The sequence below is a fragment of the Spirosoma fluviale genome, assembly GCF_900230225.1.
Taxonomy (GTDB): Bacteria; Bacteroidota; Bacteroidia; order Cytophagales; family Spirosomataceae; genus Spirosoma; species Spirosoma fluviale.
Window position 1 is genome coordinate 1860584 of record NZ_OCNH01000001.1, and the last position, 21480, is coordinate 1882063.

Here is a 21480-nt window from a genome sequence, read left to right on the forward strand (position 1 = left end):
TTCAATATAATCGGCGCTTCTGTTCATGACGTAAAGAATTAAAAACCAATGTTCAGTCCCACCTGGTACGATTTGATGTTAGGCAGGGTGCTGTGATCGACGCCCCGGTCGAACGAGGAGTTCGACGTACCCGAGCTGATCTCCGGGTCATAGCCCGTGTATTTTGTGAACGTCAGCAGGTTGCGGCCCGTGAACACGATCTGCGCTCTGTTGAAGTAGGGTAGTTGAACCACTTTCGCCAGATCGAAGGCCAGTGAAATGTTGCGTAGGCGAACAAACGAGGCATCTTCTACGAAAAAGTCTTTCGTGGCGTTGTTACCCGCACCCCGGGTGCTGCCCCATAAGCCATAATACGCCCCGGCGTAATAGGCCGTGAACGCCCCCGTTTTGCCGTCGATGGTAATCGGGTTGCTGAAATCACCATGAATGCCATCTCTATACATCCACTCTTTCGTCTGGTTGTACAGGTGGCTGCCATACACCCAGTCGAACTGGACGTTCAGGGTCAGGTAGTTTTTGAAACTCAGACCATTGATGAACGACGCGTTGAATTTCGGGTTTGGGTTCATCAGCGGGTAAGTTTCGTTGGTGAACTGGGGCTGATAGGTCGTCTTGTCCACCACGTATTTACCCACCATCGTGAAGTTGGCCCGGTTGGCATCGGTTATGTACTTGACCCCTTCCTGATTGGTGAAGTCCAGACTGGTCAGGGTTTTGTACCCGTAAACCTGACCAATGGGCTGGCCCGCTGTCAACACCAGCGCCGTGCTCCCGGCATTCGAAAGCAGGATAATATCGGCCCCGCCCGAAATGGCATCTATCATAGAAATCTGGTGGCCAAAATTGGTCGTGAAGTCCCACTTCAGCCCCCTCGAATTGTAAACGGGCAGGGTTAAGGAAAACTGAACTCCGTTGGACGACATATTGATGGCGTTCGTCAACTGCCCTGTTGAGCCCAGCGAAGGCGGTACGCTAACTGTGTAGATCACGTTTTCGCTGGAGCGTTTCCAGTAGGTGAACGAACCCGAAAGCGAGTTCAGCCACGACCGACCGGCATTCCCACCCAGTGTGAAGTCGGTGCCCACCTCGAATTCCTTCGATACTTCTACTTTTAAGTTCGGGTTCTGGGTGGTGGTTGGAACGGTGTACACCAGACCCGTGCCCAGGTTGCGCTGGCTCAGTACGGGGTAGCGGTCAAACGCACCCGGCTGAATACCCGCTTCGCCATACGCGGCCCGTAATTTGAAATAGGGCAGTGTGTTGTTCAGCCCGCTGTTCTTGAAGAACGTTAGCGGGGCTACGTGCGCATCAAAGTGCGGGAACGTGAACGGGGTAGACCCACCCCCGAACGACGACGACCAGTCACTACGAAAACCGGCCGTTATACCGCCGTAGTCGCCGAAATCTATTTTCTGATTCACCAGATAGCCATAGGTGATAAACGGCGTGACAATATCATAGGCTACCGCCTGCGACGACGTAGCCGCCACATTGTAAGGCGGGGCCGTACTCAGGCTTAAGCCATAGGTATCATACCGATTCGACTTATTCTTGCGGTAATCGAATGAAATCTGGGTGCTGGTCTGAATGGGTAACTTTGAGTGGAAATCGTCCTGAAAATCCGTTCGGATAAAAGCCGTACCCAGGAAGTTCTGAAAGGTGTTGTTGTACTGGAAATTATCAATTTCACCTTTGTTGTCCGGGGCGTAATTGCTCGACCACGACTGATAGTACTCGGAGCTTGCATTCTGCGACTGGTTAAAGTACGTCCAGCGGGCGGTTTCGTTGCGGTAGTTAATGCCGTACTTGGCATCGAGTTCCAGAAATTTATTGACCTTATAATTGGCGTTGAAATTCTGAAGAACGTCGATCTTATTATTGATCGCATCCGTATAAGTTGCCTGGTAATACGGGTTCCCGGCATTGACGCTCAGAAAGTCCGCCGTTGGGTAAACCGGGTAGGTGCCATCGGCCAGTTTGCGGGTCAGGTCAAAGAAGGGGGATGTATTCAGAAACGAATAGACCGAACCAACCTGGCCGTTGCCACCATTTAGCGGACCATAACTGGCCCCCAGCCCTGGCTTAAGCGTATTTTTGGTGTACACCAGCTGAGTCGTTGAACGAAGCGTGAAGCCTTTGAAAAGCTCCGTGCCGACGTTGGCCGACAGGTTACTTCGGTCAATCGAGCCGTTCTCTTTCGTCAGAATTGGCGATGTGGTATGGTTGTTCGCGGCTGCGATATTGAAATCACTTTTTTCCGATGCCCCCGAAATGTTGATCGTATTGTTTGTGGTGCTACCGGTTTGGAATACCTGTTTGAAGTGATCGTAGTATTTCAGGTTGGCATTGTACGGTTTGTCGGCTACGTTCCGGATATCCTGGATGGCATAGCGAGTCGCACCACCGTACTGATAGGAAATGCCCTCAATTGCGCCGTACTGCGTATAATCCAGTATATTTCCCTGCGTATCGACGATATTATTACTGGCATCGGTCAGGTAGGGGTGTAGTTGGGCTTTATGTACGTTGCCGGTATTCAGGAATTCATTGGCCGAATAACTGGTCGAGAAGTTGATCGCCGTACGGCCCTTTTTGCCTTTTTTGGTAAAGACCTGAATAACGCCATTGGCTCCCTGAGCGCCGTAAATGGAAGCCGAAGCGGCCCCCTGCACGACTTCTACCCGGTCGATGTTGCTCAGGTCGAGCGAGTTGATGTCGGTGGAGGCTATCTGAACGCCATCGACCATGATGAGGGGTTTGGTGCCGCCCTGCACACTGTTGATACCGCGTAACAGAATATTGACAGGGTCGCCGGGGTTTCCGCTGGTGGAAGATATCTGAGCACCGGGTATTTTACCGACCAATGCCTGATCGATGGATGCGGTGGGCGTCTGGGGCAGATCTTTAGCCGAAACGCTTTCTACGGCAATACCGAGTTTCGCTTTACTGGTAGCTACCCCACTACCCGTTACCACCACTTCGGTGAGTAGCCGGGAGTCGGATGCCATACTGACGTTTAATTCGGACTGGTTGCCAACGGGGATTTCCTGCGTAGCTACGCCAACGAAGCTGAATACGAGCGTCGTGCCCCTGGCAGATGGTACGGAGATGTCGAAGATGCCACCTGCATCGGTCGACGTTCCTTTTGTGGTGCCTTTCAGTACGACCGAAACGCCGGGTAGAGGGGAGCCATCTTCGGCGGAGGTGACTTTGCCAATAACTCGCCGATCCTGCGCCCAGGCAGTCATGCTGAATGCACCGATCAAGAGCAGACTCAGGCATATAAATTTTCTCATAAACGTTTAGTGTTAGGTTAAAAAAGAACGTCTCTTTCACCTAAAACTAATTAGCTCACGAGTCATAAAAAATAGTTTGAAATATGTGACTTACTTGAACTCTTATTCTGATATATCTAATAATTGCGGAATAATATTTTGAATTAATAAAATTATATTATCTCTTTAAGTCGTTAATTAACGAACATTTTATAGTTAAAAAGCGGATAAATACAGGAGAGTAGTTATCCGCTTTTCATTGACTAAGTTTGGGTAATAGAGGCTAGGTATTATCTGAACTACTCAGCGAATTACTATACATAATCGGATCCTTTAATTACATGCCTGCCCGTTGGATAATTATTCAGGTTTCGTTCCAAAAAAACTGCATATGGTCATCAGATCAATTATTGGAAATAGGCCAAATGTGAATGTCTGTCTATTGACGTACCTAAGTCTGCTTACAGTGTGTTGTAATATGCGAACGTGGTAAAAAGCCCATCTCTGCTTTTCAAATCAGGCTTCTTGTTTTTAAGAAAAGCGTCGATCTGGTCTTTCTTATCGGCCATAAGTTCAAGGACCGCCTTCTTGCCGGGCGAAAATTTCATTACCTGTTTGCCACGGGCCACGTACCAATCCATCTTTTTAAGCAGTTGATCATCTTTGCTGCCTACATTCATCGCGACGTTGTAATTGCCTTTCTGAATATAAACGGCTGGGTGCATCAGCAGACCTAATTTCCCCGCTACAATCTGCTCAAAAAAGCCGGTAAGTGACTGGCCTTCCGATTGAAATTCCTGCACGTTGATAAACCGACTAACTGAGCCATAGGCATTGTTCATGTCAACGTAACGAACGGCACTTGCCTTGACGGCTTTAATGCTGGTTGCGCCTGCCTTTACATCGACTTCATTGGCCATTAGGTCGAGTCGGACTGGTACACCGGCGAGGGAGTCGGTGGTGAGGGACATGCCCACCTTATTGTAAAATTTCACATTGCCCGCCTGCCAGGTCGTATCCAGATAAGGGGTACCCAGGAGAGTACCTGCGGGGCCTTTAATCGAAAAAAGCGTTGCGTTATTGTTAATATTCAGATTGGCAAAATTGATCCGGTCTCGGGTGGTCTGGTTCATGTACTCGGCTTGCTCCTGTGAAAAGGCTGGCAGGTTGTAAAGCAGTAGGCTCAGAATGATAAAAATAAAGCGCATGGTGAGTGAATGTCTGTTTTGGCTAAAGTACAGTTTTTTCGCTTAAAAATACTGTCCCTATTCCGTATCAGGCAAAATATTCTTTGGGTAAAGTGGCAAAAGGCACGATTAGTTTTCGTATTTTTGAGAGTTAACCCTAATCATCAGCTAATCAAACAAGTTCATGACAAAACATTTTCTGGCAGCAATTTTTGCGGCTGGTCTGACGTACTCTGCTGTGGCTCAGACGACCTTCCCGCGAAATGGTGTCTATGATGAACGACCGGGCATGTATGCCTTTACCAATGCAACCATTATTGTCGATCCGCAAACTACCCTCCAAAATGCGACGCTGCTCATTCGGAATGGGCGCGTTGAGGCCGTGGGTGCGTCGGTAAACATACCCGCCGGAACTGTAACGACCGATTTAAAAGGAAAACGTATTTACCCCGCCCTGATCGACATTGATTCCGATTACGGGATGCCGGAAATTACCCGTGGCGCCGGTGGTGGCCGTGGTGGTGTACCGCAGTACGAGTCGAATAAGAAAGGAGCCTACTACTGGAATCAGGCCATCCAGCCCGAAAATGAAGCCAGTGTGCTCTTCAAAGCCAATCCCGCCAAAGCCGATGAGTTGCGGAAATTGGGCTTTGGTGCCGTGCTCACCCATCCGCACGATGGCATTGCCCGTGGCACCGGCTCGCTGGTAGCGCTGGCCGATGATCGGGAAAATACGCTCGTGCTGAAACCCAATGCAACCGCGCATTACTCGTTCAGCAAAGGCACGTCCGGTCAGCAATACCCGAATTCCATGATGGGGGTTGTGGCCCTGCTGCGTCAGGCGATGTATGATGCCGATTGGTACAAGCGTTCGGGCAGTAAAGAGCAGGCCAACATGTCGCTCGATGCGCTGACCCGGAATCTACCGTTGCCCGCTATTTTTGAGGCCAATGACAAACTGGGTATCGTTCGCGCCGATAAAATCGGGGACGAATTTGGCATCCAGTACATCATCCGCAGCACGGGCGATGAATACCAGCGGCTCGATGAGGTGAAAGCAACAGGGGCTTCACTCATTGTTCCCCTGAACTACCCGCAGCCCTACGATGTGGAAGATGCATGGGATGCCGATAACGTTTCGCTCGCCGAACTTAAACACTGGGAAATGGCTCCCATGAACGCCGGACGACTGGCCGCTGCCAACATTCCATTTGCCCTGACAACGGCAGGTTTACGGAATAAAGCCGATTTCTGGGCAAACCTGCGGAAAGCCATCGAAAACGGCCTGCCCGAACAAAAAGCCCTCGAAGCCCTGACCACCGTACCCGCCAAACTGATCCGTGTTGACGATCTGGTTGGTACGTTGCAGAAAGGACGGCTGGCCAATTTTATCATCACCTCGGGTAACCTGTTCAGTGCGGACAATATCATCTACGAAAACTGGATGCAGGGCAAACAGTACATCGTGAACAACAAGGATCTGGTCGATCTGCGCGGAACCTGGAACCTGACGGTGGGCTCCCAATCGAACCTTAAGCTGAACATCACCGGAAAATCGGCCGATAAGCCCGAGTACCAGATTCAGGCCGATACCCTTAAAATAACCCCGAAGGTGTCGGCAAGTGGCGACCTCATTTCGATGCAGATTCAGCTCGATAAGCGGAAACCCGGTACCATTCGCCTAACTGGCTACCGAACCTCACCCACAAATCTGAAAGGGGATGGTGAATCGCCGGATGGGAAAACGATTGCATGGTCGGCGGTTAAAGCGGTGGATACCCCACGGTCGACCACGGCTACATCGACCTCCGCCACCAGCACTACGGCCACGTCTGCTACGGCGGTCAGCACCATGCTTTATCCGTTTGTGGGTATGGGCAACACGCAGAAACCCAAAGCCGAAGCGGTATTGATTCGCAATGCAACGGTCTGGACCAACGAAAAGGAAGGGGTTTTAGCTAATGCCGATGTGCTGATTACCGATGGAAAAATCGCTAAAGTCGGGAAAGGCCTGACGGCTCCGGCCAATGTTAAGGTGGTTGACGGAACCGGTAAACACCTGACCAACGGAATCATTGACGAACACTCGCATATTGCGCTGCTGTCCATAAACGAAGGTGGTCAGTCAAGTTCGGCGGAGGTTCGTATGTCGGATGTCATCAATCCGGAAGACATTAATATCTATCGGCAGCTGGCGGGTGGCGTTACCACCTCGCAACTGCTGCATGGCTCGGCCAACGCCATTGGCGGGCAGTCGGCCATTGTGAAACTGAAGTGGGGCGAATCGCCGGAGAATATGCTCGTAAAAGGGGCAGACGGGTTCATCAAGTTTGCGCTTGGTGAGAACGTAAAGCAGGCCAACTACCCGAACCCCGGCGTACTGACTCGTTTCCCGCAATCGCGGATGGGTGTGGAGCAGGTCTTTATGGACCATTTCACCCGCGCCAAAGAATACGCAGCGGGCTGGGCGGCTTACAACAAGCTGAATGCAAAGGAGAAGACAACGGCACTGATGCCCCGTCGGGATATTGAACTCGATGCCCTTGCCGAGATTTTGGCCAACAGACGCTTCATTACCTGCCACTCCTACGTGCAGTCGGAAATCAACATGCTGCTCAAAGTAGCCGATTCGCTGCATTTTAAGGTGAACACGTTCACGCACATTCTGGAAGGCTACAAACTGGCCGACAAAATGGCGAAGCACGGTGCAGGCGGGTCGTCTTTTGCCGACTGGTGGGCCTACAAAATGGAAGTACACGACGCTATTCCCTATAATGCCGCCCTCATGCACCGGCAGGGCGTTACCGTATCGATCAATTCGGATGATGCCGAAATGGCCCGTCGCCTGAACCAGGAAGCCGCCAAAACGGTCGAATACGGCGGACTGAGCGAAGAGGATGCCTGGAAAATGGTGACCCTCAATCCCGCTAAGCTGCTTCACCTGGATGCTAAACTGGGTAGCGTTAAAGCCGGTAAAGATGCCGATCTGGTACTCTGGAACGCCAACCCGCTGGCTATTTACGCCCGTCCGGAAATTACGATGATTGACGGGGCTGTTTATTTCAGCCTCAAGGACGAAGATCAGAAACGCGAGCAGATGCAGGGCGAACGGGCCCGGATTATTCAGAAGATGCTGACGGCTAAAGCGACTGGTGCATCGACCACTCGCCCTACGCCCCGCCGGGCCCGGATGTGGCATTGCGAAGACGTTGAAGGCGTAATTGCTGAAGGAGAAGAGGGGAAATAAGCTGACGGTTAGAGCAAACAATCATGAAAAAAATCTTAGTTTCTATATGCATGCTGGCCTCGCTCATGAGCTATGGCCAGAATCCCGCCCCGGCAAAACCGCAGACCAAAACCATTGCCCTGATGGGTGGTACGGTTCACGTAGGTACCGGACAGGTGATTCCGAATGGCATTGTGCTGTTCAGCAACGGAGTTATCACGAATGTGGTCGATGGCACCCTTGTTAAACTGAATCTGACCGATGTGGAGGTTATCGACGTATCGGGTAAGCACGTGTATCCGGGCATTATCTCACCGGCGTCGACGGTGGGCTTGCAGGAAACCGGCTCTGTCCGGGCTACCGTCGATAAGCAGGAAATCGGTATCCTTAACCCCAACATCCGGGCGCTGATTGCCTATAATACGGATTCGGAAATCATCCCTACCATCCGGAACAACGGCGTCCTGGTAACGCAGGCTATGCCCCAGGGGGGAACCGTTTCGGGGAGTTCGAGTGTCATGATGGCTGACGGCTGGAACTGGGAAGATGCGGCTTTGAAGAAAGATGATGGCATCTGGCTCAACTGGCCAACCTACTTCGCCCGTGATTTCAATTTCGAGGACTTCACTACTGTCGTCAAGAAAAACGATAAACGCGCACCTGCCATTGATGCCTTACAGGCCACATTCGCGGATGCAAAGGCCTATGCGGCCTCGCCGACTCCCGCCATCATGAACCTGAAACTGGAGGCCATGCGCGGCTTGTTTTCGGGAAAACAGAATCTCTACATCCGGGCCGATTATGGCAAAGACATCATCGAAGCGGTAACCTTTGCCAAATCGGCGGGTGTTCAGAAGGTCGTTATTGTGGGGGGCGAAGAAGCCAACCGGGTTGTCTCGTTTCTGAAAGACAACAATGTACCCGTTATCCTGAGTGGACTGCACCGGCTACCGAATCGTGAAGATGAAGATGTGGATTTACCTTACCGCATGCCGGGTATTTTACACAAAGCCGGTATTCTGGTTAGTTTAAGTTATGCCGACGAGTGGTGGCGGACACGCAATCTGCCGTTTCTGGCCGGTACGGCCGCCGGTTTTGGCGTTACGGACCGCGAAGAAGCGCTAAAGATGGTAACGTCAAATACGGCGAAGATTCTGGGCGTCGATGCGCTGGTTGGTACACTCGAAAAAGGAAAGCAGGCTACCCTTTTCGTTTCGGCTGGTGATGCACTCGATATGCGCACCAACGTGATCGAACACGTATTCATTCAGGGCCGGAAAGTAAACCTCGACGACCGGCATAAGCGGCTTTACAAGACGTACAAAGACAAATACGAACAGAAGTAAAATTTTATTTAAAAACCCCGTTAACAAAAAAAGGATGACTCGAACGAGTCATCCTTTTTTTGTTGTTGAACTCACTTCACCTTTAACCAGAAGGGCACCTCAACGACAGTCCCGTCAAAGAGGGTTACGTATATGGTTGTCGCTATTACCTGACCGGCCGCCCATTTGCTGCCTGTCTTCGTAACCGACCAGGTGGTGCGGTAAACTTGTCCCTGCCCGTGAAGAAGGTTGCCCAGGGTACCAAACGTTGAGATCAATTGACCGGCATCTTTAGCGTAAAAGAATGCGCCACTGGTTTCGTTCGCCATTTGAGCCAGTACATTAACATTTACGTCGGTGCTCAGGCCAACGGTAAAAAGGGGAATTTTTTGTTGTATAGCTCTCGTCGTCGCATCCTCCAGTGTATTGGTTGTCACATTGTTCTCTCCATCGGTGAACACAATAACGGCTTTATTGGATGTAGGGCCTTTTTGAGCCGTATAGGTAACAGACTGAATCGATGAGGTATAAAGAGGAGTCCCGCCACTCACGTTCAGCGCCAGTGTATCCAGGGTTTTCTTCATACCATCTGTCTGTTTACTAAAATCACTGTGCAACTTAACAAACCCGGTATAGCTGGAGGTAAAGCTCATCATGGCCGTATAATCGTCGGGACCAAGATTGCTTAAAAAGATCTTACTGGCTTCAATTCGCAGATTATTGGGATCTGTTGTGCTAATACTCCCTGTCTGGTCGAGAAGTAGCATGGCCGAATATCCCGCCGATTTAACGATTAAGTTAGACGTCGTCACATCAATGAGTTCGTACGTATTAACGACGTTGTTGATGATTTTAAAATTGTCCGGTTTCAGACCCGTAATGAGTCGTCCGTTTTTATCGACAACGAATACATCTACTGAGAATGTGATCTTGTCGAGACCTGTGGGGCTGGTTGAAAGACTGGCCGTGGCAGCCGCCGAAGGCTTGGCATTCAGACTTGCTACGGGAAGGTCAATGATGCGTCGACAACTGCTCATGGCAGCGCCAAATACGCAAACGAGCAGGATTGAGTAGGTAAAGAATCGGCTCACAGACACTCTTGATGACTGTTGTGATGAAAAATACAGTAAGCAAGTACGGAGGAGGGAACTATATTTCATATGCAGTTGATACTGGAGCTTTATAAATGAGCTATTTATTTTCCGGGCGGTAGCCGATCCCTAAACGAAGTCCAAAAAAGTGTAACGGTTGTGCAACACCAACAAACGCCTTGTTGGGAATTAAATAGTACTGAGCAGCGACGTCAAACAATAAACTTTGCCGTCTGATCTTATACCCGACAGCCGCCCCGGCAGCTCCTAAAAACGATTTAAACTCTTGCTTATTCACTCCGAATGGATGAGTTGCTGAATTCTCGCTTGTTAGCGTTAGTTGCTGGACACCTGCCATCGGTTGGATGTAGACAGAAGGCGTGGCATAGAAACGGACACCTACCTGGGCCGAAAGTCGGCCTAACACCTGATCGTTCGTGAACATGACGGTTTCTTGTTCATTAAGATACCGCCTGCGGACAGCCCATAAGGAGTAGCCAATTTGCGCCGTTAAGCCAACACGTGGTTTCAGGTAATAGGTGTAAAACAAGCCCCCACCAAACCCCTGAAGATTACCCGGCCCGGTGTTTGGATCAACCCAATCGGCGGAGAGTGGCTCGAACGTATACAGGCCTTCAAAATAAGCCGTGACACTATACCGCTTTTGTGATCTTGGTGGTAGTCGTACCGACTCACGAGGCTTGTATGTCTGTGAAACTTGTGCCGAAGGGGCAACCGGAACTGCAACAGGGGACTGGACCTGAACGGGGCCAGGACGTGGAACTTCCGGTTGCGGAGAAGGTGTATAAGGAGCCGCGTAGAGAATGGATATGCCTTTTACAGCACTACATCTGAATTCGATACTCTGTGCAAGGGAAGCCTTGCTGCCAGCAAGATCCGCTTTTCTGCGTGCAGTAACGGTTAGATTAGCAGGATGTACACCTCTGGAAAGTAAAAAACTGCGAAGCGCGCTGGCCCGATTTTCGGCTATTTGCTGATTGTGAGTTGCCGAGCCAGCCAAGTCCCAATAAAGCGTGATCGTAAAGGAAAGTTCGGGGTGTGCTTTGAAGGAAGAGGCCCAGACAGCTAGTCTGGTTTTCGAATCGGTTGTTAGTCGGGCGGTTTTACCCGTTGCGGCTGGAGCAAACGACAGATCGTACCGAACGGTTTTCGTTTGCAGCAACAGGGGATAATCGGTGAAGTAAATAGCCTCCATAAATTCGGCCGGGGAGAGGCTTGAGAACTGATTTTGGCTTACTTCCGGGATCACCAGAACCCGCAGCGAATCATCATTGTACCGCAGCTCCTGGACAAGCCCGGTGGCTATAGAATCAGGCTGGTTGGTAAACCGGTTGAAGAAACGAATAAGATGGCTGGATGTCGTGGTGATTTTTCCGGGGATTTTATCGTTTTCTTTCGTTATGATCCTGTCCTGAGCAAAAGCCAGTCTACTGCTAACAAGACAAAAGAATAGGTAAATGTACAGACGCATAGAGTTACGGATATAAATGGTATTACTTGCTGAGCAGACCTATCCATGTACGCTTAGGCATTGCAAAGTTCAGCAGCTGGTCTTATTGATTGAAGGTTGTGTTATAGTTTTCTCGTAAATATCTCTCGGTTATTTCACTTATCAGACGTTCCACTTGTTGGGCGTCTACTTTATACTGTCTCGATAGCGCTTTTTCCAGGGAGTTACGCAATATCCCGATTGAGCGCATATTTTTAATTGAAAACGTGTTGATATACGCTGTCACGAGGTCATCGTAATTCATGTATTGATTCGCATGCTCAGGTGTGGGCTTGAGATAGTTTGGGTCCCGGAAGTTGAACCGATCATTCCACAGTTTGGCTAAACTCAAAAACTCGCTTCGATAGCTGGGGTCTGAATAAATTGTTTCGACTAAGTTTTGGTGTGTTTTTAATATGTTCTGTACGATCTCTGGATTGGATAAATCCTGGTAGCGCCAGTTTTCAGGGTCTTGCTTTTTTAGCTGATAGTGTCGCTGATAGGTCGTCTTAAATAGATATAACAGAAATATATAGTTGTTTTCCTCTTCTGGCTGCGTTAAGCTTGTCATCTTCAGCCAGCGTGATGTAAAGTTAAAACCAGACGTGTAACTATCGTCTAACGGGCTCTCGGTAAGGGCAACCTCAATGTCGGCGGCCAATGGGTTTAGTTGCCTGATCAGGCGATGTAATTCATAAAAGGAGATTTTTTTTTGATCATTAGTTAGTTGCATAAAATGAGCCACCAGCTCTTTGTGTGAGGAGATGCCTTGCCCAAACTGGTAGATCGCTATTTCTTCGTCTAAGCTCATCCGTAAGTTGCAAAATAACCCATTGACGAATTGCTGTGAAAAGTTAACGAAAATTGAGAACTATATACAAGATTTTGTGCGCTGACTGCTATGTTCTACAGAAAAAAACGTCACTTGCAACCTATCTCTGAATGATTGTTACTTTTCTGCCCTGTTATTAACTGTCTGGCGAACGATCAGCCGAACTTAGCGTTGTTCATTAAAATGACTTTACCTGCTTATGGCGTTTACCTTCCTGACTGCCGAATGGCGGAATTTGATTTTTGCTAATTATGCCATTGATCGTCGGGTGCTTGAGCCGCTTGTTCCTTATGGAACCGAGCTGGATGAGTTTAATGGTGTCTGCTATGGCAGTCTGGTTGGGTTTTATTTCCAGCGGGTCAAACTGTTTGGTGCGCTTGCTGTGCCATTTCACCGGGAGTTCGAAGAATTTAACCTGCGTTTTTACGTACGTCGGAAGTCACAGGATGGCTGGAAACGAGGTGTCGTCTTTGTAAAAGAGATTGTGCCCAAACCAGCTATTTCACTGGTGGCGAACACTCTATACGGCGAGCCTTACGCTACCCATGCCATGCGTCATACCTGGGAGCGTACTACCGATTCCCAATTTATTCGCTACGACTGGAAAGTAGGGTCGGACTGGAATTTTATTCAGGTCAACGCCGATGCCACGGGCCATCCGTTGGTGCCGGAAAGTGAAGAAGCCTTTATCACCGAGCATTATTGGGGATATACCAAGCGATCATCGTTGAAGAAGGGCGAAAGCCGAACCTCGGAGTATGAAGTAGTCCACGTTCCCTGGTCCATTTATCCGGTACGGGATTATGAGGTTCGGTGCGAGGTGGCCAAATTATACGGTGCTGAATTTGCTCCCTTCTTCGAACAGCCTCCGCATTCTGTTTTTCTGGCCGATGGCTCGCCGGTAGCGATCAAGTCCGGGGCTACGCTACGGGGGTGATTTTCTCAGACAAGAAGCATTCCCTGTTCCCGGAGTTTTGCCCAGGTAGCCGATTGCATGAAAGCCGCAAAGCTGCCCGACTGGCTGGCTTCATACTGCGCCTTCAACCGACCAAACGAATAAGGATCGTTCTGCCTGATCGAGAGCAAAGGAAGCGTATCGACAAGCCACTGACCGGTTTCGATGGTTGTTTCGAGCAGCCAGTGTCCCTGTTTACTGTAAAACTCCAGTTCGGCCATTTGAACCACTTCCCGGCCCTGCTGTAACTCGAAAATCTCCATTGTGGGTACGTTTCCCGGCCAGATCACCAGCGCGTTTGGGCGGGGCTCTTTATCCAACTGTTGGCTAATGGCCTTTTCAATGTAGCGGGGTGGTATGGACGTAACCGGAACTTTAAACGAAAACCACTTTTGCAGGGGCAAATCGAACCCCACGTCGTGCATGTAGTTGAACAGCGATTTTCGTAATCCTTCGGCAAACAGGTCGTGGTCAGCCCCCGTAGGATCAGCGTGTTCCAGGTCGTTATCCGCGAAAACATCCAGCCGGTTCCCCGGTTCGGCGGGGCCGAGCCGCATTACGTCGAACCCGGCGGGGTCAACGCCAACCGGGCTGTGGGCAGTCATGGCGAAGCGGTGCCAGAAACCCGACTGAACAATGCCGTTCATGAACAACTGCCTCACCATTTCCAGCGAGTCAATGGTTTCCTGCATCGTTTGTGTCGGGAAACCATACATAAGGTAGGCATGAACCATGATACCGGCCTGGGTAAAGGCATCCGCAACACGGGCGACCTGGGCCACGGTTACACCTTTTTTCATCCGTTCCAGCAGTCGGTCGGAGGCAACTTCCAGCCCGCCCGATACGGCAATGCAGCCCGATGCTTTCAGTAAAGCACACAAATCGGGCGTAAAACTTACTTCAAATCGGATGTTCGTCCACCAGGTCACCGTAAGTTTCCGGCGGATAATTTCCAGCGCCAGGTCGCGCATCAGTGCGGGTGGGGCTGCTTCATCCACAAAGTGAAATCCGGTTTGTCCGGTTTGTTCGATGATTTCCTCGATTCGATCGCACAGCAGCGAAGCCGTTACAGGTTCGTACCGCTTGATGTAGTCGAGTGTTATGTCGCAGAAGGAACACTTGCCCCAGTAGCAGCCGTGGGCCAGCGTCAGTTTGTTCCAGCGACCGTCGCTCCAGAGCCGGTGCATCGGGTTGACAACTTCAATGACCGACAGGTAATCGTGCAGTGGTAAATCGCGGTAGTTGGGCGTTCCTGTTTCCCGCTGGGGTACGTCCTTTTCGCGGGCACCGTTATGGTAGGTCACAATGCCATTTGTCCGGGCAAACACGCGCTTCAGCTGCGGTAACTCCCGCTGACCGGACAGGTGTTCAAGCAATGTCAGGAGCGGGGCTTCACCATCGTCGAGGCAGATGAAGTCGACAAAGTCAAAAACACGCGGCTCCGTCAGCGAGCGCAATTCGGTATTGGCATAACCCCCGCCCATCACAATTTTTATGTCCGGGTGATGCTTTTTAAGGTACTTTCCGCAGGTCAGGGCACCATACAGATTACCCGGAAAGGGCACTGTCAGGCAAACGACAGTCGGCCGAAATTGCTGAATTTTCTGTTCCAGCAGGTCGACCAGTCGGGATGATACCCAGGTGTAAGGCGCTTGCAGGGCCTCGTGAAGTTCGTCGAAATGGGTGGCAGACCGCCCCAGCCGTTCGGCATACCGGCTAAAGCCAAAATGGGGGTCGACGGCTTCCTGAATCAGGTCGCTCAGGTCTTCGAGGTAGAGCGTGGCTAAATGGCGGGCTTTGTCATGCAGGCCCATCGTCCCGAAAGCCCAGTCGAGCTCTTCCAGTTGAGCGAAGCGCGAAGCTTCGGGGAGGTACGTCCGGTCACAGATGCTATGGGCCAGAGTCGGGTTCTTGTTTTGCAAAAACCGAATGACCGGGTCAATGGTACTGATGTAGTCATGTTGCAGCTGACAAATGCGGTAGCTGTTATCCGATAACTCGGCGTCGGCAGCGTCGAGTTGGGCAAATAGAGCCGACAGGCCTTTTGCCGAAAATAGCGCAAGAATCACCTCAATACCCAAATCGGCCTGAAAGGCGGTAATGCCCTTCGTCTGTAAGAATCCCTTTAAATAAGCCGTTGCCGGATAGGGCGTATTTAGCTGAGTAAAGGGCGGGGTAATGAGTAAGATGGTCTGGTCCACTGGCGTATCAAGTCAAGGATAAGGCCTTAACTTCCTCTGAGAAAGCATAACCTCCCGGTATCGGCAATGGTTCGGGTGGGCCGAATCGACTCAGTGATTCCAGGTCAGATTGGCGGTACTAAAGTCAATCGTTCGGCGTCCCTGGGCGTAAAACTCAACGTTGATGGTCATTTTCTGCGCGTTCTTCATCTGCGAAATCAACTTCGTAGCATCGTCGAAAAAAATGATGTTTGCCCGGCCGTTTTCGGCGGCTGAAAAAGAATAATTTCGGGCTGGTTTATTATCGAACGCAATCCGTGCATTGCCACCCTGAAAGGTTCGGTTGAATTGACCCCGGGATATTTCCAGATAAAGAAGGCTCTCGTCATTCTTACGCCGGATTGTGAGCGTAGCCACTGACCCACCAGCGTAGGGAAAGGAAAAGGTCAACGGTGTCGGCGAGGTAATTGACGCTTTATGCACGGTGTTCCCTGCCTTATCGACTACTTTCTTCTCGTATGTCCATTTACCGGCCGGAAGTGCGGGTTGAGAGCTGGGGCCCGCTTGATTAGTAAAGTTTAGAAACACCAGCAGGCTGCCCAGACAAACTAAGAATTTCATGATAACTACTAGCTGGTGGGTTTGCCCGAATAATGAGACTGTTTAAGCTTTCTTATCAAAAATGGTGGCATCTAGGCTGTAGTACCGACCGTCCTGGTCGGGAGAGAACTGATTAGATACACGCCCGACCGAGACGGTCGGCACTACAGCCTAGATGCCACCCTTCAACAAAAACCTTTTCTTAATGAACCCGTAATTTCTGGCCGGGACGGATGCGCGAACGGGACGACATGTGGTTTTTACGCGACAACGACGCGACCGACATACCATACCGGTCAGCAATGGAACTTAGGGTTTCGCCGGAACGTACGCGGTGCAATACTGTTCGCTTGAACTTGGGCTTGTAACTATTATCCGACGACCGGCCCCCGCGCAGGTAATCCCAGACGGAGCCCGTCAGCAGAAAGTGATCGGAGTTGATTTTATTTTCCGGGAATGAATAGATGTTCAGTGGGCTAAACGGGTTCCCTTCGTAGCGGGTCTCAAAATGAAGGTGAGGGCCGGAACTGCGTCCTGTACTGCCACCCAGACCAAGCTGATCACCCGCTTTGACCAGTTGCCCTTGCTCAACGGTTTGTTTGGACATGTGCCCATACAGCGTTTCGAGCCCGTTATAATGTCGAACCAGCACGTAGCGGCCATAGCCGTTTCCGTCCCAGCCAACAATGCGGACAATACCGTCAAACGCCGAGTAGACCGGATTGCCGGTTTCCAGATCAAGGTCGGCACCGGTATGCCAGCGACCCCATCGATAGCCAAACGTTGAGGTCATTTTTCCTTCGTTCAGCGGGGGCGACCAGAAGCGGTTGGCGGGGGGGTCGTACAGCTTAATATCAATGGCTTCGTCAAATTCGAGAGGATTGATATTGTAAGGGTCGATGGTGCGCGAATCCCAGACGGCGTAATAATCTGCTATTTTGACCCATTCCGTACCAACCAGTACGGAATCAATGACTTCAACAACACTGGTTTCACCCTGGTCAATTTGACTGGTATCTTCACTGACAACCGGGTTTAATTCTTTTTTGGGCTCAAACTGGCTATTGAAGCGCAGTTGCGTTGCTTCCTGTTCGAACTGGTCGTCCGCTTTTTGCGGCTGTTCGACGACCGGAAAATTGGGATTCGAACCCGTTTTTGGGGTGATGCGCAGGTTATTTTTAAATCGCCCGCGCTCCTGGGCCTGTGTCGTTACGGTCAAACACAAGCACCCGATGGCCAAAAGCCACCGTGTAGCGGTTTCTCTCATCGTACGTAGATAAGTTCGTTGGTGATTGGTTATTAGCTAATAGTTATTGGTCATCCATCGGTCAATAACCAATAACTATTAGCTAATAACCAATCACTAACGACTGGTTTTGTTAATGAACAATTTCTTCTCCCTGCATTTCCAGGGTGACCAGGTAACGTTCGGCGTCGAGGGCGGCCATACAGCCTGTTCCGGCTGCGGTTACTGCCTGACGGTAAATGTTGTCCTGCGCGTCGCCACAGGCAAACACACCGGGTATGTTGGTTCGGGTACTGCCTTTTTCGGTGATAATGTAGCCATTTTCATCCAGCTCAAGGTAGTCTTTGAAAATATCAGTATTGGGTTTGTGACCGATGGCTACAAAGAAGCCGGTTACGTCCAGGATTCGTTCTTCGCCCGTTTCGCTGTTCTTCACCCGCACACCTGTTACATCTTCATCGCCCAGCACTTCTTCGGTAGAGGTGTTGTACAGAATCTCGATGTTGTGTGCTGTTTTAACGCGCTTCTGCATGAATTGCGATGCCCGCATTTCATCCCGCCGAACCAGCATATAAACTTTCCGACAAATGTTGGCTAAGTAACTCGCTTCTTCGGCAGCCGTATCACCGGCACCCACGATGGCCACGTCTTGCCCACGGAAAAAGAAGCCGTCACAAACGGCGCAAGCCGATACGCCACGGCCGTTCAGCCGCATCTCGGAGGGAAGCCCAAGCCACTTGGCCGATGCACCGGTCGAGATAATAATGGAATCGGCAGTAACCTCGTGTTTGTCGTCAACGATGGCTCGGTGGGGTGTATCGAGGGTCGGGTTTTCCGAGAAGATAACCTTCGTAACCATACCATAGCGGATGTCGGTCCCAAATCGACGGGCCTGAGCCTCAAGGTCCTGCATCATCTGCGGGCCCTGTACGCCGTTGGGGTAGCCGGGAAAATTATCTACTTCGGTGGTGATGGTGAGCTGGCCACCGGGTTGCCCACCCTGGTATAAAACGGGTTGGACATTGGCACGTGCTGCATAAATTGCTGCTGTGTAACCGGCCGGGCCAGAACCTATAATGAGGCACTTTACATGTTCGGAAGTCATTGCAATGGGAGCGAAGTCGTCTGGTAACTAAAAATAATTTCCCTCAAAAAGCGGGAGTATTTTGACAACATACACAAAATTGAAAAAAATCCCTCGAAAAGCAAAGAAGAATGATGTAGGGCATGGGGGTAAGGGCATGGGGCAGCTCTGATTTGGCTTCTTCTCCCAAACCCTCTGCCCTTACCCCCATGCCCTCCTCCCTAAAGCACCCTCCAATCGATCCGGCGGTTGAGTCTTCTGTTTTCGTCGGTGGTGTTGGGTGCCAGTGGGCGGGTTTTACCGTAACCAACTGCTTTGATCCGGTTTGGCGGGATACCTGCTTTTGTTAAGTAAGTAACAACCGCCTGCGCCCGTTTCTGGGATAAAGCCAGGTTGGCTGCTGCATCGCCCTTGTCATCGGTATGCCCCGATATTTCAACGCTCAATGTCGGATTAGCCTGCATAAATACCGAAAGACGGTCCAGTTCGGTGCGCGACTTTTCGGCCAGATCGTACCGGCCGGATTCGAAAAATAGATTATTCAGGGTCTCATTCGCCGATGCTCCCGTGGCTACCGGTTCCAGTGGTACGCTCAGGGTCAGACCTTCGCCTTTAGTCTTCTGCGTAAAGTCGAAGGACAGGCTTTTAAATAAATAGCCCGGCACACTTACGTAAAGCGCATACTCGCCACCACTGGGCAGGACCGCCGTATACTGACCCGTTTGAGCGTCGGCCTTTACCTGCGAAACGATTTGGTTGGTTTTAAGGTCAACCAGTTCGACGGTAGCGGCCAGTGGTTTCTTCGTTTTGGCGTCGGCAACCGTTCCCTTTAAAAAACTCACCGGCCGCACGCGCTCCCGCAACGACTCGGGCAAATCGAAGGTATACAGGCGTGACTTCTGCGAAATGCCGTCCTTCTGTTCTTCAAACGAATAATAAGCCCGCGTGCCATTGGCGGTTACAAAGAGGGATGCCTGATCTTCCGATGTGTTGATCGGGTAGCCTAAGTTCGTGGGTGTCGACCAACCCGAGGGACTATTGTCGGCCACAAACAGATCGTAACCTCCCAGGCCAATATGGCCTTCTGACGCGAAAAATAAACTCTGTCCATTGGCATGAAGGAAGGGCGATGCCTCGTTGGCACTGGTATTGACCGGCTCACCCAGATTGATCGGCTCAGTCCAGTTGCCATCGGTACTCAAGGTGCTGCGCCATATATCCCGCCGACCCTTGCCCCCCGGCCGGTCCGACACGAAATACAGTTGTCGGCCATCGGCCGATAAAGCGGGCTGCGACTCATAATAGCGGCTATTGATGGCGGGTCCCAGATTGTCCGGACTCGACCAGTCGCTGCCCGTTTTGTGGCTTACGTACAAATCGCAGCTGCCAAACCCTTTCCGGCCCTGGCAGGCCGTGAAGACCAGTGTTCGCCCATCGGCCGAGAGGCTGGCTGTGCCTTCGTTCTCGGGGGTGTTGATGCTCGCTGCCAGCGACACCGGAGGGGACCAGGTTTCGCCGTTGAACGTAGCCGTCATCAGATCTTCATCGCCCTCGGGTTTGAGCGCGGTAAAAACAAGAGTTTGTTCATCGGCGGTAAGCACCGGAAAATATTGGGAGGGCGTCGTTTGCAGGACAGACGACAGCGGCTTCGGATCAACGGCCTGTGGATGTTGCAGGGCCTCTAGGCCAAAGCGGGCCGTTTCCAGCTGGTGGGCAATACGTTTTCCCTGTGCCGACTGAGGGGCAAAGAGCGTCTGGTATTTTTCCAGAAACGGAAGTGCCTCACTGTAGCGACCCAATCGGAGGAGCGTATTGCTCAGCGATTGGTAAGCCGCGCCGGAGACTGGGCTGTCGGGCTGGAGTTTGATGGCGTTGCGATAGGCCGAAAGTGCGGGCTCATACTGCCGGGTGAACTCATAGAGCTGCCCAAGCTTGATGTAGGCATCCGTAAAATCAGGGTCCTGCTTGATGGCCTGTTCCATAAATGGAATGGCTTCACGGGCTTTGCGTTCACCAAAAAGTTTAATCGACTGGGCATACAGTTCCTTTGCCTTGGTCGATTGGGCGAGGAGGGGAGGGCAGAGGGCAACCAGTAACGCAAAAACAGGCAATCGTTTAACCCAGTGCCCAATGTCCAATGCCCAAAAGCCCTTTAGGGAATATCCAGAAACTTGTGTGTCTGCAACGAAATTTGCCATTGCGGATGATCTTTTACGTAATCAACGATGCGAGGTAGCATTTCATTGGAGCGACCCCATTCGGATTGCAAAAAGAGTTTACAGTCGGGTCGTAAATAGGGGACGAACGACTCGGCAAATGCAAAATCAGATTGATTATAGATGATGACTTTCAGTTCGTCGGCGCGCTCGTAAATGGCCGGGTTTGGCTTCTTGAACTTCTTGGGTGAGAAGCAGATCCAGTCCCACGAGCCCGTTACGGTCTGGCAAACGCCCGATGTTTCGATGTTCGTCTGGAAGCCAGCCGTTTGCAGGGCTTCCGTAAGTTCCGTAAGGTCGTGCATGAGGGGTTCGCCACCGGTGATGACTGCCATCCGGCCGGGGTATTGCAGGGCACCCTGCACCAGCGCATCGATCGTCTGTTTTGGATGGGCGTCGGCATCCCATGATTCTTTCACATCGCACCAGTGACAGCCTACATCGCAGCCCCCGAGCCGGATGAAGTAAGCCGCCCGACCGGTATGGGCTCCTTCTCCCTGAAGCGTATAAAACGCTTCCATAACGGGCAGGGCAGTTGTGGACTGGTTATCTGTTTGTTTAGTTTGTTGTTCCTGTGTCAAAAGCATAGTACAAAGATAGGGAGTTCGTGGGTAGCGCTAAACGATTTTGAAAAGTTATCCCATCTCCTCTATCTTTGCGGCATGATTTCCCAACGGGCTACCCATTCTCCTTTTCGACATCGTCGCCATCATCGTGGCTTCTGAGCCAATGTGTTGGCCGATCAACCGGTCC

Annotated in this window: 14 protein-coding genes; 3 read left to right on the plus strand and 11 right to left on the minus strand. The window is 51.0% G+C overall.

Going from position 1 to position 21480, the window contains the following annotated elements; translation table 11 throughout:
- Positions 1-38 precede the first annotated feature (38 nt).
- Both CRO74_RS07835 and CRO74_RS07840 read right to left on the minus strand, forming a co-directional pair.
- Positions 39-3296, minus strand: a complete 3258-nt coding sequence (locus CRO74_RS07835) for a SusC/RagA family TonB-linked outer membrane protein (protein WP_097125421.1) — start codon at positions 3294-3296, stop codon at positions 39-41.
- Positions 3297-3736: 440 nt separating this feature from the next.
- The gene (locus CRO74_RS07840; protein ID WP_097125422.1) at positions 3737-4483 is read right to left on the minus strand and encodes a hypothetical protein; all 747 of its coding nucleotides are present in this window, start codon (positions 4481-4483) and stop codon (positions 3737-3739) included.
- Between the two features lie 163 nt (positions 4484-4646).
- Between CRO74_RS07840 and CRO74_RS07845 the strand changes: the two genes are divergently transcribed.
- Both CRO74_RS07845 and CRO74_RS07850 read left to right on the plus strand, forming a co-directional pair.
- Positions 4647-7709 (plus strand): amidohydrolase family protein, encoded by a 3063-nt coding sequence (locus CRO74_RS07845; protein ID WP_097125423.1) that lies wholly within the window; start codon positions 4647-4649, stop codon positions 7707-7709.
- A 23-nt stretch (positions 7710-7732) separates the two neighbouring features.
- The gene (locus CRO74_RS07850) at positions 7733-9034 is read left to right on the plus strand and encodes an amidohydrolase family protein (RefSeq protein WP_097125424.1); all 1302 of its coding nucleotides are present in this window, start codon (positions 7733-7735) and stop codon (positions 9032-9034) included.
- Between the two features lie 71 nt (positions 9035-9105).
- Here CRO74_RS07850 and CRO74_RS07855 read toward each other — a convergent pair whose 3' ends face one another.
- The 3 genes from CRO74_RS07855 to CRO74_RS07865 all read right to left on the minus strand — a co-directional run bounded on the left by CRO74_RS07855 (position 9106) and on the right by CRO74_RS07865 (position 12425).
- Entirely contained in the window at positions 9106-10104 is a 999-nt protein-coding gene (locus tag CRO74_RS07855; RefSeq protein ID WP_245877780.1) for a vWA domain-containing protein, read from the minus strand.
- A gap of 100 nt (positions 10105-10204) precedes the next feature.
- Positions 10205-11596 carry an OmpA family protein gene (locus CRO74_RS07860; RefSeq protein ID WP_097125426.1) on the minus strand — a complete coding sequence of 464 codons (1392 nt, stop codon included), beginning with the start codon at positions 11594-11596 and terminating at the stop codon, positions 10205-10207.
- 82 nt (positions 11597-11678) lie between these two features.
- Positions 11679-12425 carry a DUF5958 family protein gene (locus tag CRO74_RS07865; protein ID WP_097125427.1) on the minus strand — a complete coding sequence of 249 codons (747 nt, stop codon included), beginning with the start codon at positions 12423-12425 and terminating at the stop codon, positions 11679-11681.
- 220 nt (positions 12426-12645) lie between these two features.
- On the opposite strand from CRO74_RS07865, the gene CRO74_RS07870 reads away from it, so the two are divergent.
- On the plus strand, positions 12646-13383 hold the full coding sequence (locus CRO74_RS07870; RefSeq protein ID WP_097125428.1) for a YqjF family protein: 738 nt from the start codon (positions 12646-12648) through the stop codon (positions 13381-13383).
- Positions 13384-13388: 5 nt separating this feature from the next.
- Here CRO74_RS07870 and CRO74_RS07875 read toward each other — a convergent pair whose 3' ends face one another.
- From CRO74_RS07875 to CRO74_RS07900, 6 genes are all read right to left on the minus strand, one after another.
- Complete coding sequence (locus CRO74_RS07875) at positions 13389-15602, minus strand: B12-binding domain-containing radical SAM protein (RefSeq protein ID WP_097125429.1); 2214 nt, start codon at positions 15600-15602, stop codon at positions 13389-13391.
- A 90-nt stretch (positions 15603-15692) separates the two neighbouring features.
- Entirely contained in the window at positions 15693-16202 is a 510-nt protein-coding gene (locus CRO74_RS07880) for a hypothetical protein (protein ID WP_097125430.1), read from the minus strand.
- 181 nt (positions 16203-16383) lie between these two features.
- Positions 16384-17448 carry a LysM peptidoglycan-binding domain-containing M23 family metallopeptidase gene (locus CRO74_RS07885; RefSeq protein WP_097125431.1) on the minus strand — a complete coding sequence of 355 codons (1065 nt, stop codon included), beginning with the start codon at positions 17446-17448 and terminating at the stop codon, positions 16384-16386.
- 112 nt (positions 17449-17560) lie between these two features.
- Positions 17561-18532, minus strand: coding sequence for a thioredoxin-disulfide reductase (trxB, locus tag CRO74_RS07890; protein ID WP_097125432.1), 972 nt, complete (start codon positions 18530-18532; stop codon positions 17561-17563).
- A 200-nt stretch (positions 18533-18732) separates the two neighbouring features.
- Positions 18733-20709, minus strand: coding sequence for an OmpA family protein (locus CRO74_RS07895; protein WP_097125433.1), 1977 nt, complete (start codon positions 20707-20709; stop codon positions 18733-18735).
- Entirely contained in the window at positions 20664-21314 is a 651-nt protein-coding gene (locus CRO74_RS07900; protein WP_097125434.1) for a 7-carboxy-7-deazaguanine synthase QueE, read from the minus strand. Before CRO74_RS07900 ends, CRO74_RS07895 begins: the two co-directional genes overlap by 46 nt.
- Positions 21315-21480: the final 166 nt, after the last annotated feature.